17 protein-coding genes are annotated in these 16,194 nt (G+C 47.8%); 12 read left to right on the top strand and 5 right to left on the bottom strand.

All coding sequences use genetic code 11. From position 1 onward, the window contains the following. Window positions 1-302: 302 nt before the first annotated feature. Together K7B67_RS23525 and K7B67_RS23520 are read left to right on the top strand one after the other, a co-directional pair. Window positions 303-839: an AAA family ATPase gene (locus K7B67_RS23525; RefSeq protein WP_252178274.1), complete on the top strand. Its 537-nt coding sequence runs from the start codon at window positions 303-305 to the stop codon at window positions 837-839. Between the two features lie 252 nt (window positions 840-1,091). Continuing rightward, on the top strand, window positions 1,092-2,231 hold the full coding sequence (locus tag K7B67_RS23520) for an ISAs1 family transposase (protein WP_252178273.1): 1,140 nt from the start codon (window positions 1,092-1,094) through the stop codon (window positions 2,229-2,231). Window positions 2,232-2,380: 149 nt separating this feature from the next. Here the strand turns inward: K7B67_RS23520 and K7B67_RS23515 are convergent, their stop codons facing one another. After that, window positions 2,381-3,421 (bottom strand): hypothetical protein, encoded by a 1,041-nt coding sequence (locus K7B67_RS23515; RefSeq protein ID WP_252178272.1) that lies wholly within the window; start codon window positions 3,419-3,421, stop codon window positions 2,381-2,383. Window positions 3,422-3,518: 97 nt separating this feature from the next. After that, window positions 3,519-4,385 (bottom strand): hypothetical protein, encoded by an 867-nt coding sequence (locus K7B67_RS23510; RefSeq protein WP_252178271.1) that lies wholly within the window; start codon window positions 4,383-4,385, stop codon window positions 3,519-3,521. A 231-nt stretch (window positions 4,386-4,616) separates the two neighbouring features. Between K7B67_RS23510 and K7B67_RS23505 the strand changes: the two genes are divergently transcribed. The 8 genes from K7B67_RS23505 (at window position 4,617) to K7B67_RS23475 (ending at window position 12,504) form a co-directional block, all read left to right on the top strand. Beyond that, window positions 4,617-5,351, top strand: a complete 735-nt coding sequence (locus K7B67_RS23505; RefSeq protein WP_252178270.1) for a GNAT family N-acetyltransferase — start codon at window positions 4,617-4,619, stop codon at window positions 5,349-5,351. A 260-nt stretch (window positions 5,352-5,611) separates the two neighbouring features. Continuing rightward, a complete protein-coding gene (locus K7B67_RS23925; protein WP_256484639.1) occupies window positions 5,612-5,734 on the top strand; it encodes a hypothetical protein in 123 nt (40 codons plus the stop codon). A 208-nt stretch (window positions 5,735-5,942) separates the two neighbouring features. Continuing rightward, on the top strand, window positions 5,943-6,680 hold the full coding sequence (gene dapB, locus K7B67_RS23500; RefSeq protein WP_252178269.1) for a 4-hydroxy-tetrahydrodipicolinate reductase: 738 nt from the start codon (window positions 5,943-5,945) through the stop codon (window positions 6,678-6,680). Between the two features lie 234 nt (window positions 6,681-6,914). Beyond that, on the top strand, window positions 6,915-7,937 hold the full coding sequence (locus K7B67_RS23495; RefSeq protein WP_252178268.1) for a PhoH family protein: 1,023 nt from the start codon (window positions 6,915-6,917) through the stop codon (window positions 7,935-7,937). Then, window positions 7,937-8,410 (top strand): rRNA maturation RNase YbeY, encoded by a 474-nt coding sequence (ybeY, locus tag K7B67_RS23490; protein WP_252178267.1) that lies wholly within the window; start codon window positions 7,937-7,939, stop codon window positions 8,408-8,410. The genes K7B67_RS23495 and ybeY overlap by 1 nt, the downstream gene beginning before the upstream one ends. Window positions 8,411-8,465: 55 nt before the next feature. Continuing rightward, on the top strand, window positions 8,466-9,305 hold the full coding sequence (locus K7B67_RS23485; protein ID WP_252178266.1) for a transporter associated domain-containing protein: 840 nt from the start codon (window positions 8,466-8,468) through the stop codon (window positions 9,303-9,305). A gap of 103 nt (window positions 9,306-9,408) precedes the next feature. After that, complete coding sequence (lnt, locus tag K7B67_RS23480) at window positions 9,409-10,950, top strand: apolipoprotein N-acyltransferase (protein ID WP_252178265.1); 1,542 nt, start codon at window positions 9,409-9,411, stop codon at window positions 10,948-10,950. Between the two features lie 150 nt (window positions 10,951-11,100). Then, a complete protein-coding gene (locus K7B67_RS23475) occupies window positions 11,101-12,504 on the top strand; it encodes a class II fumarate hydratase (protein ID WP_252180637.1) in 1,404 nt (467 codons plus the stop codon). Between the two features lie 6 nt (window positions 12,505-12,510). On the opposite strand, the gene K7B67_RS23470 is transcribed toward K7B67_RS23475, so the two are convergent. The 3 genes from K7B67_RS23470 to tatA form a co-directional block, all read right to left on the bottom strand. Next, window positions 12,511-13,209 carry a YdcF family protein gene (locus tag K7B67_RS23470; protein ID WP_252178264.1) on the bottom strand — a complete coding sequence of 233 codons (699 nt, stop codon included), beginning with the start codon at window positions 13,207-13,209 and terminating at the stop codon, window positions 12,511-12,513. Further along, window positions 13,206-13,964, bottom strand: coding sequence for a twin-arginine translocase subunit TatC (gene tatC, locus K7B67_RS23465; protein WP_252178263.1), 759 nt, complete (start codon window positions 13,962-13,964; stop codon window positions 13,206-13,208). Before tatC ends, K7B67_RS23470 begins: the two co-directional genes overlap by 4 nt. Before the next feature lie 73 nt (window positions 13,965-14,037). After that, entirely contained in the window at window positions 14,038-14,253 is a 216-nt protein-coding gene (gene tatA, locus K7B67_RS23460; protein ID WP_252178262.1) for a Sec-independent protein translocase subunit TatA, read from the bottom strand. Window positions 14,254-14,474: 221 nt separating this feature from the next. On the opposite strand from tatA, the gene chrA reads away from it, so the two are divergent. Together chrA and K7B67_RS23450 are read left to right on the top strand one after the other, a co-directional pair. After that, complete coding sequence (chrA, locus tag K7B67_RS23455) at window positions 14,475-15,650, top strand: chromate efflux transporter (protein ID WP_252178261.1); 1,176 nt, start codon at window positions 14,475-14,477, stop codon at window positions 15,648-15,650. Between the two features lie 77 nt (window positions 15,651-15,727). Next, window positions 15,728-16,192: a hypothetical protein gene (locus K7B67_RS23450; protein ID WP_252178260.1), complete on the top strand. Its 465-nt coding sequence runs from the start codon at window positions 15,728-15,730 to the stop codon at window positions 16,190-16,192. The last annotated feature ends 2 nt before the right edge of the window (window positions 16,193-16,194 follow it).

Raw genomic sequence — 16,194 nt, 5'->3', positions numbered from 1 at the left:
CCCTGTGTCAGGATAGTTGTGTCTCTTCCAACCAGCTTAAGCCGGGAAATTCGGCACATAAACCAACGTATTCCTGATCTTCCTCAGACCATGTTACCCGGTATGTATATCTGTCAATTTGCTTATTCATTTTTGTCAACCTCTATGCGCTCTTTTTATTGCCAGAAGCAAAGAGCCTCTTTGAAGTTACTTCTCATCTGACTGAGAATTTCAGTGATATTAGCCATGCAGGAATAGTAGCAGTATTAATACTATCTGTAGGCGGATAGACGCAACATAGATGCCTATCGAGAGAGGTTAGTGTGAATTATAGAGTCGTGTTTACCGGTGGACCCGGTTCAGGAAAAACCACCATCATTAGTCTGTTAAGTTGTTTAGGGTATCAAACTGCCCCAGAGGTCGGACGAAAAGTTATACAGTCTCAGGTTAACTCTCAAGGTTCAGCGTTACCTTGGATCGATAAGGTTGCCTTTAGAGATGAAATGGTTTTTGAAGAAATAAGCAATTACAAAAATTACGGTAACTCTGTTCTCACATTCTTTGACCGAAGCATCATTGACTCATATGGATACAGTAAACTTGAGAAAATTCAGATATCCGATATCTTGCTAAAAAAATGCCATGAGTTGGCTTATAATCGAAACGTATTTATTTTTCCTCCATGGGAATCGATTTACGAAAATGATACGGATCGCAAGCAAAGCTTCAATGAGGCTGTTGCAACGTATAATGAAATGGTGAAAGCTTATAAGCAGTTCGGTTATCGGCTAATTGAAGCTCCAAAAGTATCCGTTGCTGAACGAGTTGAGTTTATCTTGCATAAAATTGGCAGCGGCTAACAAGAGCCTGATCCTGACTCTACTGACGGAGCAGATTGACCGGCCAAGCTGGCGCTAAGTGTTTCCAATTAATTCAGGATTTCTAAACGCCATCCACCAGGGCTTACGCATGAGAATAATCATTCTCATTTAGATGCGCAAAGCAATAGCTTTGCCGCATCATGAGTTGATCATGGCTAACACATCTGTGCTTAAAAGCTGTAAAATACCCCAATTTTACGTCTGATGCCTATTAATCCTGAACCGCTAATCATGTTTCTCAACGAGTTGACCGACCCACGTAAGCGTGCTTCTTCCTGCGAGCATAACTTTAACGATGTTCTTGTGATTGCTGTGTGTGCCATCATCTGTGGGGCTGATACATGGCAAGATATGCAAGAGTTCGGTGAAGAAAAAGAAGACTGGTTTCGTTTATTTCTTGAGCTTCCCAATGGTATTCCGTCGCACGACACCTTCTACCGGATTTTTTGCATGCTCAGACCGGATGAATTTCAGGAATGCTTCACCCGGTGGGTAAAATCTGCTTATCCTGAAGCCCTTGATATACCTGATGGTGATGCTGAAATCATTCCAATTGACGGCAAGGTTATCAAGGGTTCTAAGGGAAAAGGCAAGGGTAAAAAAGCAGTCCTCATGGTTAGCGCCTGGAGCACTAGACTGAGTCTGGTCTTAGGGCAAAAAAAGGTTGATAAAAAGTCGAATGAGATAACCGCTCTCCCTCAACTTCTTGAAGCTATCGACTTGAAAGACTGCATGATTACAGCCGATGCAATCAGCTGCCAAAAAAGTATTGCAGAAACCTGCATAAGCCAGGAGGCAGATTATCTTCTTGCTGTTAAAGGAAACCAGAAAACACTGCACAACGATATTCAGACAGCAGTCGAAGAGCGATGGAATAGCAACCCGGAAGAGCCAGTATCAGATGCATTTTTTGAGAGCAAAAATAAAGGTCATGGTCGTCATGAATATCGCTGCTGCTGGGTTTTTGATGACGTTTCGGCTCTTTCAACAGCTGATGAATGGACAGGAACAAAGCAGTTTGGTGTCGTTCAGTCTGATCGAACAATTGATGGCAAAGCTACGACAGCTCTAAGGTTCTACATTTCCAGCAAAACCATGACAGCCGAGGGAATGCTCAATGCAACGCGCCAGCACTGGGAAGTGGAAAATAGTCTGCACTGGATGCTGGACGTTGCCTTTGATGAAGATGCTTGCCAAACCAAAGATGAATGCGCTGCTGAAAATCTGTCTACCTTGCGTCGTATTGCCCTAAATATTCTGAAGGCTGACGTTACCAGTAAGAGGAGCATCAAGACAAAGCGTAAAAAGGCTGGGTGGAGCAACAGATACCTGTCTCAGCTATTGAAATCATTCATTGTTGGGGCTAAATGAGAATGATTATCTTCATGCGTAAGCCCTGGGTATGATTTAAGGGAAATATTTTAACTCAAAAGCCCTTGGATATCTCCCTGAAAGAAAAGTACAGACAGAAAAATTTAAGGACATATTCAAAAATCACAACCTGACCGTACATGAACCTTTTATTGTGGCAGACGAATAAATGTTTCGATTATTTTCAGGCTATTTACGTTATATAACTGATCATCCATAGGTGCTTTAATAAGTTCTTTTGCTCTTTTTATTTGCTCATTCAGTATGCTTTCCATCTGCTTTTTTGGATTTCTTTCATCAAGATAATGTATTCCAACTCTTGTGCACTCAAGCTTCTGGGCATTAGATATATCCATTTCATTTCTAAGCAGCAGGGGAGCTTTTACTGCAGGCAATAAAATATTGAAGGTATTATCGTTTTCTTTCGCTACATTGATGGAATGCCAATTAAAACCAGGTCTTTTATTGATATGGTTCAGTCTGTCGTCAGATTTTTCTAGCATCTGTTCCTCTTTCAAGTATTGACCTCTGTAATAAGCGTCGAGATACAGCTGACCATTCGCTGACACGTCTCTGAATGTATAGGGATCCACAGGGTAATCCAAATAATGCTCATTGGAATGGAAATAAGGCGAATCAATTAAAGGTTTATTTGCCTGGTCTATTTCTTCTAATGGCTTTAGTAGCCTTACATCGAGATCTAATGCACAAGAATGCCTGAAATCATAAAAAACAGATGCTTTAATAATGTCGCTGACGTATGCTGGGTTTTCGATTTGATCATTAAAAGTTCTTACAAAACTAAAAAAGAATTCGTCATGTTCAACATTCTCAGGAGTAAAAGCTGCCTGTATCTTATCTGATTCGGTCTGCAGATTATAGATTAGACTGTAATCATCATCATACAGTTCTGCAATAGCCTCTATCTGATGTTCAGGTATATCATGTGCATTCAGGAAGAGTACACGAAGGGTATCTTCTGGATTAAGTCGCTTATCCTCCATGATATTGACAAAGGTCAGAGGGTTAACAACTTCTGAGCCGATGATTATGCGTACCAGTAAAAACTTCTCTGTGCGATTTTTGAGTCTATCGTAAGAGAAAGGCGAGTAGTTGATATCACCAAAGCTTTTTGATGTAAACAAAGAGCAGAGCAAAATGGTAATTGCCAGTGTTTTGGTTTTCATCATTTTTCAAAACTCCATTTAGTTTTAGAAAGTTTTTTATCACGGCAAAAGTGGTGAGTATTTAAAATAGACTGCTGCATACGTGTTAAGTTCAATTTGGTTAGTTTATATAGGACGGCAGTTTTTTTGAATCTAATTTTTGATGCTCAAACCTGATTTGCGCCTTGTATGATTCGTACTCATCTTTCAACATCAAGGTTTGCAAAAAATAACTAAACAGTTCTTTACACTCTGAAGACTCTACTGCTTTTGAGTGGATTAAAACATCTTTAGATAAGTCATCTAAATTCAAAGACGAAATAAAAATCTCGGTTTCAGACTCACTCATATTTTGTAATAAGTAATCCCAGCTTGGCGCTAACCATATTAAACCGGTTCCCCATGCAGTAAAGCCGGTATAACAGCACTCCGATTTAAAATAGAAGACCGAATCATCTACCATTTCACCAAATACATGCCATTCGTTTTCATTCCCTGCCATTATCCAAGTATAAGAAATAACGAATTTTATGTTTTCTATTGCAATACTAACCAAGGGTTTATACTCAATCATCCCGGGCATTGGTACCCCTCTTATATGATCGTTGATCTCCGGGTAGTCAAACTCATCTTCAAATTCATGAAACCAATGCGTAAAGGCTCTGTAGTCATGCCATTTGTGCTCCTGATCTTCGCACTCGCGCCATAGCAAAGGGGTAATGTAATCAAGGTTGAAAGCATTAACTCTATTGTATAAATCGTGTTTTATAAGCATACTAATGCGTTGATAAGCCCCGATATTAAGAGCTTCCATGAGAGAAAAAAGATCTCTGGCGGACAAATAACTCAGGATTACCCCCCTGACTTTACCTTGGTCTAACACTTGAAAAAAACCACCGGCATTCACCTTTGTCGTTCCACCTAAAGCTAAAACTGATAAAAATATTGTGAATATAAAATATAACCGTATACGGATAAGCACTATCATTATACCTCGCATTATCTCCGCTGAGTTGAGGTTCGAGTATAGTCACTTAACAGGAGGTTTCGTTCCATGTTTAGCCACATGATGAATACATTCAGCACATTACCTATACCTGCTGATACCCTGAGTTCAGGGATTTCTGACTTTTTAAAAGAAAACCACAACTGGTGCAGTGATCCTGACTTTTCTTCTCGTTTTCCATTTAAGGAAACCGGATTACCTCAGGAGTTTTTCTTGCAGAAAAATATTGAGGTAGAGGGTGAATCTTACCTGACAGGACCTCGCTATTTTGGCGGTGATATTAAGCGCCCGTTTATTGAACTCATTGCCAGCTCATCGCCCCTCACAGAATCAGCCATCCGGGAAATATTTCGTGTCTGGCAACCCTTAGGCGCTACTTCACTTCAAATTCTGCGGCCTGCTGGCATCGAAGAAGCGGGTAATATTGACCAACTTTTCTATGCCAGAAGTATCCCTAAGCAGGTCACTGAAACCACTTCATCAAAGTCAAAGATTCTCGAAAAATGCGACCCATCCCATTTGGACTGGTGCATGAGTACGATAAACGCTGCTTATCAGGCAACCCATAAACAGCAACCACAGCTCTCTGAACTGATATTTCCCGCCGAAGAAGAAGATATCCGTGCAGCAATAGCGGATGGTCATGCATTCATCATTCACTATGACTCAAAACCGGCAGGATTTATCAGCTGTGACTATAGACGACGCTCTTTTCTGACAGGGCACTGGATTACTGAAGAGGTTGTGCTGCCTGAATACCGGGGAAAACAACTGGCCGCCGCAGCACAATCAGAACTGATTCGATTGCTTGGGAGTGAGTCAGAAAGTACTCTGCTGGGCACCATCAACAACGTTAATATCCCGTCAATCCGTACCGCTGAAAGGGCTGGTCGAAGGGCTATTTTGGAATATGTTTTTTTAGAAGAGGCGGATATCATACGACGTTAGTCACATAATACCGCTATCCATCTTTCTGGCAGATGAGCCGCTCTCACGCTCTATCAGTATTGTCTTTGAGCATTTGAATAGCGTAAATATTTGAATAAAACGGGCAGCTTGCTGTCACTGCGCTAGTATGTGGAAAAATGACCTCACCAAGGTACAGCATGGCGACACTGACTATCCGTAACCTTCCTGAAGAACTGATAGAAAGATTACGGGAGCGAGCAAAGGCAGCCAATCGTTCGATGTAACAGGAAGTTCGGGAATTGCTGGAATCCCGTTATGCAGCCAAATCCGAAATCATTGAAGCTATCCGTTCCAGTTGGGATGAGCTGCCCGAAACCTCCCATAAAGAAATGGATCGCTGCCGGGATGAGGGTCGACCATGACAGCAACAATTTGCAGAACCGGGTTGGACAGCCACTGACCAGAGAGAGCATTCCCAAAAACCAAAAACGGTCTTCTTGCAGGTTCGCTGGTCTGAGCATTGACAGCCCCACCTGATCCGCTACAGTGTCCACACTCAACCTGCATGCCACCTGACGCCCTTCAGGCGGCATTCCCATAACACCAGACAAACTAATCACGGAGCAAACCATGTCAGTTTTGAGAGTCGCTGTGAACGGAGCCAAAGGCAAAATGGGACAAACCGTGGTTGAGTTTGTTCAAAAACACAGCCGTCTGGAACTGGCCGCCACTATTGACCTGGGCGACGACCTGGCAACAGCAGTGAAAAAGAACTCCGCCGATATTGTCGTTGACTTTACCCGCCCGGAAATCCGTATGGAAACCGTGAAGAACACCCTGTTCTCTGGTGCTGCCGTCGTGGTCGGCACCACCGGCTTTACACCGGAGGATCTGGAAACCATTCAGGGCTGGGTCAAAGAAACCGGCAAAGGCTGCTTTATTGCGCCTAATTTCATCGTCGGTAACGTGCTGATGCAGCAGTTTGCCAAACAGGCTGCCCGTTATTATGAATACGCTGAGATCATTGAATACCACCACCCGCAAAAAGTGGACTTCCCATCGGGTACTGCCGTAAAAACAGCTGAACTGATGAGCGAAGAGCGCAAGAAGTTCAATGTTGGTACTCATGACCAGGTCGCCAACATTGAAGGCGCGCGGGGCGGTGATTATCAGGGAATAAAACTGCACGCCGTGCGTATGCCCGGCTTTGTTGCATCTCAGGAAGTGATTCTGGGTGACACGGGCCAGTACCTGACCATCCGTCACGACTCCATTGAGCGCACCAGCTATATGCCGGGCATTCTGATGGCCAGTGAGTACATTCATAACAAGGCTGAACTGGTTTACGGACTGGAGCATATTCTCTGATGACAAACAATCCTTGATTTAACAGCCAAATAAAGTTGCAACAATCGCAAAATCAATTAGGCTAGACACAAGATAGATCGTCAAAAGGTGAATTTATCTTGTGGGTTTCAACTTTAAGTGTTTGACAAGGTAGCTTGAACCTTAGCCATAACAGCGGGTGTTGCGCTCGTTGCGGTTTTAATCAAGAGTGTATGCTTAACCAATATGAATCGTAGTAAGAGCTGAATTCTCGACTTGAATACCCAGATCCAGGCAACACCGACAAAAAGCGCAGGTAAGACCTGTCAGTTCCTCCTTGAACCGGACGACCCCCGTCGTTTCGCAGAACTCTGCGGACAATTCAATCAGCACCTGAAACAGATAGAGCAGCGCCTTGGTGTTGATATCCGTTATCGTGGCAACCAGTTCACCGTCAGGGGCGAGCATCAGAATACCCAGGCGGCTTCTGAGATACTCAAGCGCCTCTACAGGGAGACCGGAAAAACCGAACACCTGACCGCTGAGACCGTGCATCTCTACCTCCAGGAGTCTGCGGTTGAGTGGGTCCACGAACCCAAATCCGACAACCTGATCACTCTGCGTACCCGCAAGGGCACCGTTTCCCCAAGAGGTGAGAACCAGCAGAAATACGTTCGCTCCATCCTGACTCACGACATCAACTTTGGTATTGGCCCGGCCGGCACCGGTAAAACCTATCTGGCGGTGGCAGCGGCGGTTCAGGCTCTGGAAGAAGAGGAAATCCGTCGCATCCTGTTGGTAAGGCCTGCGGTTGAAGCCGGTGAGAAGCTCGGCTTTCTTCCAGGTGACCTGTCTCAGAAGATCGATCCTTATCTGCGTCCGCTCTACGATGCACTTTATGAAATGCTGGGCTTTGAGCGGGTCGACAAACTCATTGAGAAAAACGTGATCGAAGTTGCGCCCCTCGCTTACATGCGTGGCCGTACCCTTAACAATTCTTACATTATTCTTGATGAAGCCCAGAACACCACGCCAGAGCAGATGAAAATGTTCCTGACCCGTATCGGCTTTGGCTCAACAGCGGTCATTACCGGTGACATTACCCAGGTCGACCTGCCCAGGGGCACCCGTTCTGGTCTGGCTCATGCCATTGATGTTCTCAAAGGGGTCGACGGCATTGGCTTCACCTGGTTTAACGCCAAAGACGTCGTCCGTCACCCGATTGTCCAGAGAATTGTGCAGGCTTATGATCGCTTTGATCAGGCGCATCAGAATAAATCTGTTGCAAGGGTTCAGTAATGCCAGCAGACGTTCTTGTCGACATTCAAATAGCCAGCGAGAGTTCCGAACTCCCCTCCCAGGCGGACCTGCACAAATGGGCCGCTGCGGCTATCGGTGATCACCGCCAGGAAGCCGAAATCAGCCTGCGTATTGTTGACCTCAAAGAAGGTGCCGAACTCAATCAGCAGTGGCGCCAGAAAGAAGGGCCTACCAACGTTCTGTCTTTTCCTTCTGACCTGCCGGAAGAACTTAACCTGCCGCTTTTGGGCGATCTGGTCATCTGCTCCCCCGTGGTTGAACGTGAAGCCAGGGAACAGAATAAAACCCTTCAGGCACACTGGGCTCACATGATGGTTCATGGCACACTGCACCTGTTGGGCTATGACCATATTGAAGAAGACGAAGCCCTGACGATGGAATCTCTGGAAACAGCGATTCTTCAAAGTCTGGGTTTTCCTGATCCGTACCAGCTCGAAAAGCGCGGATCATAACCATAGGAGAAGCAGGCCGAATCATGCAATGTTGTCATGAGAGGCCTTCACGGTAATGAACGACGACACTGCGCCGGGCGACTCGCCCGCCCCGACATGGAAAGACAAACTGACGGCTCTTTTCGTCCAGAACCCTCAAAACCGGAGCGAGTTGCTGACTGTGCTCAATGACGCCGGACTCAGAGGCATTATTGATCATGAGGCTCTCAGTATTATTGAGGGAGCGGTCCAGGTAGCCGATATGCAGGCCAGGGAAATCATGATCCCACGCTCCCAGATGGTCTGCGTTGATGAAGACCAGGAGCCCAGGGATTTCCTGCCCAAGGTCATCGAATCGGCCCACTCACGCTTTCCCGTCATCGGCGATACCAAAGACGAGATTATCGGCATTCTTCTGGCCAAGGATCTTCTGCCGCTGATTCTTCAGAATGGCAAATTCAATATCAAGGATCACCTTCGTCCTGCCACCTTCATTCCCGAAAGCAAACGTCTGAATGTACTCCTGAAAGAGTTCCGTACCAACCGTAACCACATGGCCATCGTCATTGATGAGTTTGGGGGTGTCGCCGGACTGGTCACGATTGAAGACGTTCTCGAACAAATCGTCGGGGACATAGAAGACGAGCATGACGTTGAAGAGGACAGCTTCATCAAACCGGTTGAGGAGCAGGCCCACACTTTTATTGTCAAGGCCCTGACCCCGATAGAAGACTTTAACGAACATTTTGAATCCAACTTCAGCGACGACGAGTTCGATACCATTGGGGGCATCGTCCTGCAGGAATTTGGACATATGCCCAAACGAAATGAGTTCGTGGAGATCGACGGCTTCCGGTTTGATGTTCTGAATTCCGATGGTCGCCGAATTCGATTGTTGCGAGTCAGCTCCGTCTAGTTCAAACTCTGGCAAACTGATTGATAGAACTCAGGACCATTGGCTTTCCAGACTTGCTCTGACCACTGGGTGTCGAGGAAGCTGACTTTTCCGTATTCCATTTATGAACAAAAAAACGCTCTACTTCGGTCACCTTGTCACACTGTTGGCCGGAAGCCTGTTTCCACTGGGTTTCAGTCCCTTTAACATCTGGCCTGTCCTGATCCTTGCGACAGCAACCGGCTTTGCCTATACCCGCACAGAAACGGTAAAAACGACCACTGTCCGAGGTTTACTGTTTGGACTGGGCCTGTTCGTTACAGGCACTTCCTGGATTTATGTCAGCATTCATAATTTTGGGGCGGCCTCAGCCCCGCTGGCAGGCCTGCTGACCTTTCTGTTCGTTCTGATGCTGGCAACCATCATGGTCATGCCGCTTTTCTATCTTTATGCAAAAATCAGGCATCGGTTCAATATTCAGGCGCCCTGGCAGCAGGCCCTGCTGTTCGCCGGATTATGGACACTGTTTGAATGGGTTCGCAGCTGGCTGCTCACCGGTTTCCCCTGGCTGCTTGAGGGTTACGCACTGCTCGACACGCCTGTTCAATCCTGGGCACCTGTCGTTGGTGTTTTTGGTTTGAGTCTGCTCATGGCTACCACTGCGGCCCTGATTACTGCAACTCTGGTCACTGATCGAGCGAATCGGAACCCACCTTTGATCGCCCTGTCCATCACCTTACTGTTCTGGATTGCCTCCGTGCCACTGGCTAAAATCCAGTGGACCCGGCCCGTGGGAGAGATCAGTTTCAGCGCAGTTCAGGGGAATATCCCCCAGCTCCTGAAATGGGATCCAGGCTATGTTGAGGAAACGCTGGCTACTTACTACGGGCTTTCTAAAGACGAGTGGGATCAGGAGCTGATCGTCTGGCCTGAAAATGCCATACCTCTTCTCTACAGTCAGGCCCGATCCGTGCTCAGCCAACTCAATCGTAAAGCCGCTGAACACAACAGCGCCCTGATTATCGGCTTGCCGATTGATGAGCGATCGGAAGAGACAAAATCCCTGGTCGACGAAAACTATTACAACGGCATACTCGCCATGGGTCTGGGAGAAGGTCGGTACTACAAACAGAAGCTGGTTCCCTTTGGCGAGTACGTCCCTTTCGATTCAGCCCTGCGCGGCCTGATCCGCTTCTTTGACCTGCCTATGTCGGCCTTCAGCCCCGGTCATAGCAGGCAGGAAAAACTGCGAATCCCTAATGCGGTAATTACCGCTTATATTTGTTATGAAGTGGTCTACCCTGACTTTGCTGCCCAGCAGGCAAAAGACAGTGGGTTGTTAATAACCATCAGTAATGACACCTGGTTTGGCAAATCCATTGGCCCTGAGCAACACTTTCAGATGGCCCGTATGCGCTCACTGGAAACAGGTCGATATATGATTCGTGCGACCAATGACGGTATCAGCGCCCTTATAGACGACAAAGGAAGAGTGGCTGAAAGCATCGAACGCTTCAAACCCGGAGTACTGAGAGGTACCGCTGAAGTCATGACAGGCAATACGCCTTTCATGGTGTTTGGATCCTGGCCTGTTTTATTCCTGAGTCTGTTAATGATGGTAGTGTCAGTGCTCAGCGCAAGAAGATCCCAGAAGTCTCGCTTCTGAAATGAAGAGTCTATGATGGAGGCGTTCACATTCGAATTCCGGACCGAATAGGGTTTCGATTCAATGGCAAACTCCAGCTTCATGCTAAAGCCCTGGCGATATTTGACTCCGGCGCTATTAATGGCACTATTAATAGGACAATCAACAGCTATGTACAGCTCTACAGAACCCTCATCCGGGGTACGAATTGAACGAGACAGTCTGGGAGAAGTGAGCGTCCCCAGGAACGCCCTGTACGGTGCCCAGACCCAGCGGGCGGTTGAGAATTTTCCTGTCAGTGGCCAGCCGTTGCCCCATCCTTTCATAACAGCCATTGTCCGCATCAAAAAAGCCGCCGCCCGAACCAATCAGTCACTTGAGTTACTGTCTGATGAACATGCCCTGGCCATTATTGCAGCGGCAGACACGCTTATTGCAGGAGAATACGCTGATCAGTTTCCTGTCGATGTCTACCAGACCGGGTCCGGAACCAGCAGTAATATGAATGTGAACGAAGTGATCAGTAATCTGATCAATCGTTCTTCAGGGTTAAAAATTTCGCCCAATGACCACATCAATATGGGGCAGAGCAGTAACGACGTGATTCCTTCTGCTATTCATGTGTCTTCTGCGCTGCTGGTTCACAATCACCTGCTGCCTGCTTTGGATCATCTTCTGGAAGTCATGGATAAACGTCGGGTGGAGCTTGAGAATACCGTGAAAACCGGCAGAACCCACATGATGGACGCCATGCCGGTGACGTTTGGTCAGGAAATCAGTGGCTGGATGGCACTGCTTAACAACGACAGACAGCGAATCAAACAAACCCTTGAGCGTCTCTATCAGCTCACTCTGGGAGGCACCGCGGTAGGAACCGGAACCAATACCCATCATGACTTTGCCGAAAAAGTCAGCCATCAATTGAGCCAGGATACCGGCCTGCCTTTCCAGCCTGCCAGTAACTTCTTTGCTGCCCAGAGTATGCCAGCCACAGCACTTGAGCTGTCCTCTGACCTTCGCAGTGTGGCGGTGTCATTGATGAAAATCGCCAATGATCTGCGCCTGATGAACAGTGGACCTTTGGCGGGACTGGGTGAGATCGAACTACCAACCCTGCAACCTGGTTCCAGTATCATGCCGGGCAAGGTCAATCCGGTGATCTCTGAATCGGTTACCATGGCGGCCGCCCAGATCATGGGACTGGATGCAGCCATCGCTATTGCCGCCCAATCTGGCAACTTTCAGCTCAATGTCATGCTGCCACTGATCGCCAACAATTTGATCAACAGCCTTACTCTGGCCACCAACAGCAGTCTGATTCTTGCCGATAAGGCGATAGCTGGCTTTACCGTCAAGGAAGCTCATATCAAAGAAACACTGAGCCGCAATCCCGTCCTGGTGACAGCACTAAACCCGTTGATTGGCTATATGAAGGCGGCAGAAATTGCCAAGCAGGCGTACCGCGAGAAACGACCTGTCATTGAGGTCGCTAAAGAAAAAACCGGCATGTCGGAAGAGGCTTTGAAGAAAATTCTGGATCCGGGACGAGCCACTAAAGGTGGCATCATCAAATAGCCCTCTCTATCGGTGGGTCAGCCAGTACCAGGCGAATCCCAGGTATTCATGCAGAGCCAGTTCACTGGTCCTGAGGTTTCGAACCCTCGGTATCCAGTAAGCACCTTTTCGCCAGGGAATCTCTTTCGAGATAAATGCCGTCGGTGCCGGAATCACTGTAAAGCCCGCCTTTTTAAAACTCATCACTGACCGGGGCATGTGCCAGGCATGGGTGACCAGGACAACGGTTGGCTGCTTTTTATCCAGTCGTTCTTTATCCAACAGCTTTTTACTGTTCTGAGCATTTTGCCAGGTAGTCGTGCTTTGATTTTCTATCCACGTCACATCCACGTTGTAATCATTTTTGAGCACTCTGGCCATCATTTCTGACTCCGGTCGCTCACCACCCCCGGTGGCCAGAATGGGGACTCGACACTCCCGGTACAGCAAGGCGGCATAACGAATGCGCTCAAGTGACAAAGAGGTCGGTTGATACCCCTCCAGTTCGGGAGAGCTTCTGGGCCTGCCTCCCCCCAACAGCACAATGGCATCGGCCTTTTTACAAACCTCCGTATCAACAGGAGGATAGGTCTCCAATCCCCTGGCCAAGAGGTTGGCAACAGGGGTAACCGAAAGCAGATAGAGCACAATCAAGGCGACCCACACCAGCCAGCCCACGGTCGTTTTAAAGATGATTGCCACCATCAGCACCCAGATAATATTCAAGATTTAACTTGCACTTCCTTTGATTTTCGAGAAGTCAGACGGGCAAACAGAATACCCACCTCAAACAACAGCCACATCGGGCCAGCCAGCAAAGTTTGGGAAATCACATCGGGCGGTGTCAGCAACATGCCCAGGACAAAACAACCTACGACTATGTACGGACGCTTTTTGGACATGGACTCAACGGTTGAGATGCCCGACCAGATCAGCAGCACTGTGGCAACAGGAATCTCAAATGCCATACCGAAGGCAAAAAACAGTTTCAGAATAAAATTCAGGTAACTGTTTATATCGGTCATCACCGCGACGCTCTCAGGACCGGTACTGGTAAAGAAACCAAAAATCAGCGGAAAGACCACAAAGTAAGCAAAGGCGACCCCGGCATAAAACAAGACGACACTGGCCACCAGCAGTGGCACCGCCAGCCTTTTCTCATGCTTGTAAAGCCCTGGTGCAATAAACCCCCATACCTGATTCAGAATAAAAGGAATCGCGGCAAACAGTGCCAGGATCATGGTCAGTTTGAAAGGTGCCAGAAAGGGTGATGCAACGTCGGTCGCGATCATGCTGGTGTTTTCCGGCAGGAAAACCCTCAGAGGCTCTGAAAAGAACTCATAGAGCGTACTGGAAAAGTAGAACAGCCCGGCAAAAATAATCAGCACAACCACCATGCTGCGCAGGACACGGGTTCTCAGCTCAAGCAGGTGCTGAACCAGCGGCTTCTGCTCGTCATTGCTCTCGATAGTAGATGACATGTGTTTATTATCCTCAAAAAACCTGCAGAAATAGGCTCATATCTACCGGGGACTGTATTGGCCCCCAATAGCCTCAGGCTTTATGGGAAATTTCTTTTTGAGTGCTGTCTTCCTGTGCGGCCTTTTTCACAGCGGCGTCGTTCTCTTCTTCATTTAACGCCTTCTTGAAACCTTTCACCGCACCACCCAGGTCACCGCCCATATTCTTCAGTTTTTTCGTGCCGAACAACATCACGACAATCAGCAGAATAATTAATAACTGCCAGATACTGATTCCACCAAGACCCATTGTTATTCACTCCGATGGTTAATCTGTAAGTACATTCGAAGCATACTCAACCAAAGCCCCTTCCCACAATCAGTAGATTCAATAAGACAGCCACCAGTTGCGAAAAAACAGGCAGAATTCTTGCACAGAACCCTACCTGCAAGGATTTCCAACAACTGAATTGATTCGATTAATGACAGGTCCATCCCTACAATAGCGGGCAACATTGATGAGGACCGCTTATGAGACACTCGATTCTTGACGTCTTCTGGCGTTTTCTGGTGCTGGGTTGCTACGCCTTCGGAGGACCCACGGCCCACATCGGCTACTTTCATAAAGAGTTTGTGGAACGTCGCAAGTGGCTGGGCGAAAGGGATTACGCAGACACCGTAGCCCTTTGCCAGATGCTGCCCGGACCGGCCAGCAGCCAGGTGGGGATGAGCATAGGTTTTGAACGCGCCGGGCTGCCGGGGGCTATTGCTGCCTTCCTGGGGTTCACCTTGCCTTCGGCCCTGATCATGATTCTGCTGGCGCTGGGCTACAGTGAAATATCCGGTATTCCTGCTGCTATGGGAATACTTCAGGGCATCAAGCTGTTTGCCGTTGCGGTAGTGGCTGACGCGCTCATCAAAATGGGGAAATCATTATGCCCGGACCGCCCCAGAGTGACACTAGCGATTCTGTCAGCAGGAGCCATGTTGGTGCTGCCCCATGTGTTCACCCAGATTGGGGTGATTTTTGTTGCGGGTGCCTGTGGATTCATAATCTACAAAAATCAGTCAGCGGATAATAGTCAGGCCCAGGTTAAAGGCAGTAAACGACAAGCGTTTACCGCCCTGGTTCTGTTCCTTGCCGGTTTGCTCTTACTGCCTTTCATCGCAGGCATGTCAGACTCAACCAGCCTGAACCTGTTTGACAGTTTCTATCGTGCCGGCGCCCTGGTGTTTGGCGGCGGTCATGTCGTTCTGCCCATGCTTCAGGCTGAAGTGGTTCATGCTGGCGGGGTGACCCCGGATGCCTTTCTGGTAGGTTACAGTGCCGCTCAGGCGGTACCTGGCCCTATGTTTGCCCTGGCTCCTTTCCTGGGGGGTGTATACGGTGGCAGCTACAGTATTTCCCATGCACTGGCGGCTTTGTTGGGTATTTTTGCGCCTTCTTTCCTACTGCTGGCAGCGGCCTGGCCTTTCTGGAATCGTCTGAAAGCGATGCCAACACTGAGAGCCGCCATTCATGGCATTAATGCTGCGGTGGTGGGCTTGCTTCTGGCAGCCTTCTACAACCCGGTGATCACTCTGGCCATCAAGGATGCACAGGATGTTGCCCTGGCATTACTGGCTTATCTGCTGCTGGCGGTCTGGAAACTGCCTGTTGCCTGGATGGTGCCCCTGTTTGCAGGCATTGGTTTTCTGTTGATCTGACTGGGGAACTATTCATTGCCAGTAACCTCTAAAGTCCACAAGCTGTTTGGATGGATTTGGATGTGGAGGGTGCGATTATGCAGTTCGTGGTGTTCTGGAATATTAACTGGCTAAAACAGCGACTCAGGAAGAAGCCGCTTTCTGGTCGGGAAACGTATCTCTACACGCTGTGCTGGCTGGCGCTTCTGACGCTGGGATTTTTTTCTGAAAGCACCCATGACAACTTTTCTCATTCAGGCTGGCTTGAAGCCATAGAATGTTCTGCTCCTTTCATTGCCATCTTTTATGTCTGGCTTTGCAATGGCGGTCGTCAGGGAGAACAGTTCTGGACCCGGCTGATTTCGATAGGATGGGTCGTTACCATGAGAATGCTGGTGTTCAGCCTGCCACTCTTTTTAATATTGGCTTTGGCACCGATAGAGCAATCCGACCTTATTTTTGAATCAGTCGCGACATTGGTGGGTTTATTCATTATCTGGCGGCTGGGGAGTCATATTGAAGGACTGAGGGAAGTCAATATGACTAAAAAAACTTCCCTGTAAGC

This window comes from Endozoicomonas sp. 4G, from assembly GCF_023822025.1.
GTDB lineage: Bacteria > Pseudomonadota > Gammaproteobacteria > Pseudomonadales > Endozoicomonadaceae > Endozoicomonas_A.
This window is presented reverse-complemented; position numbering and strand designations above follow the sequence as displayed.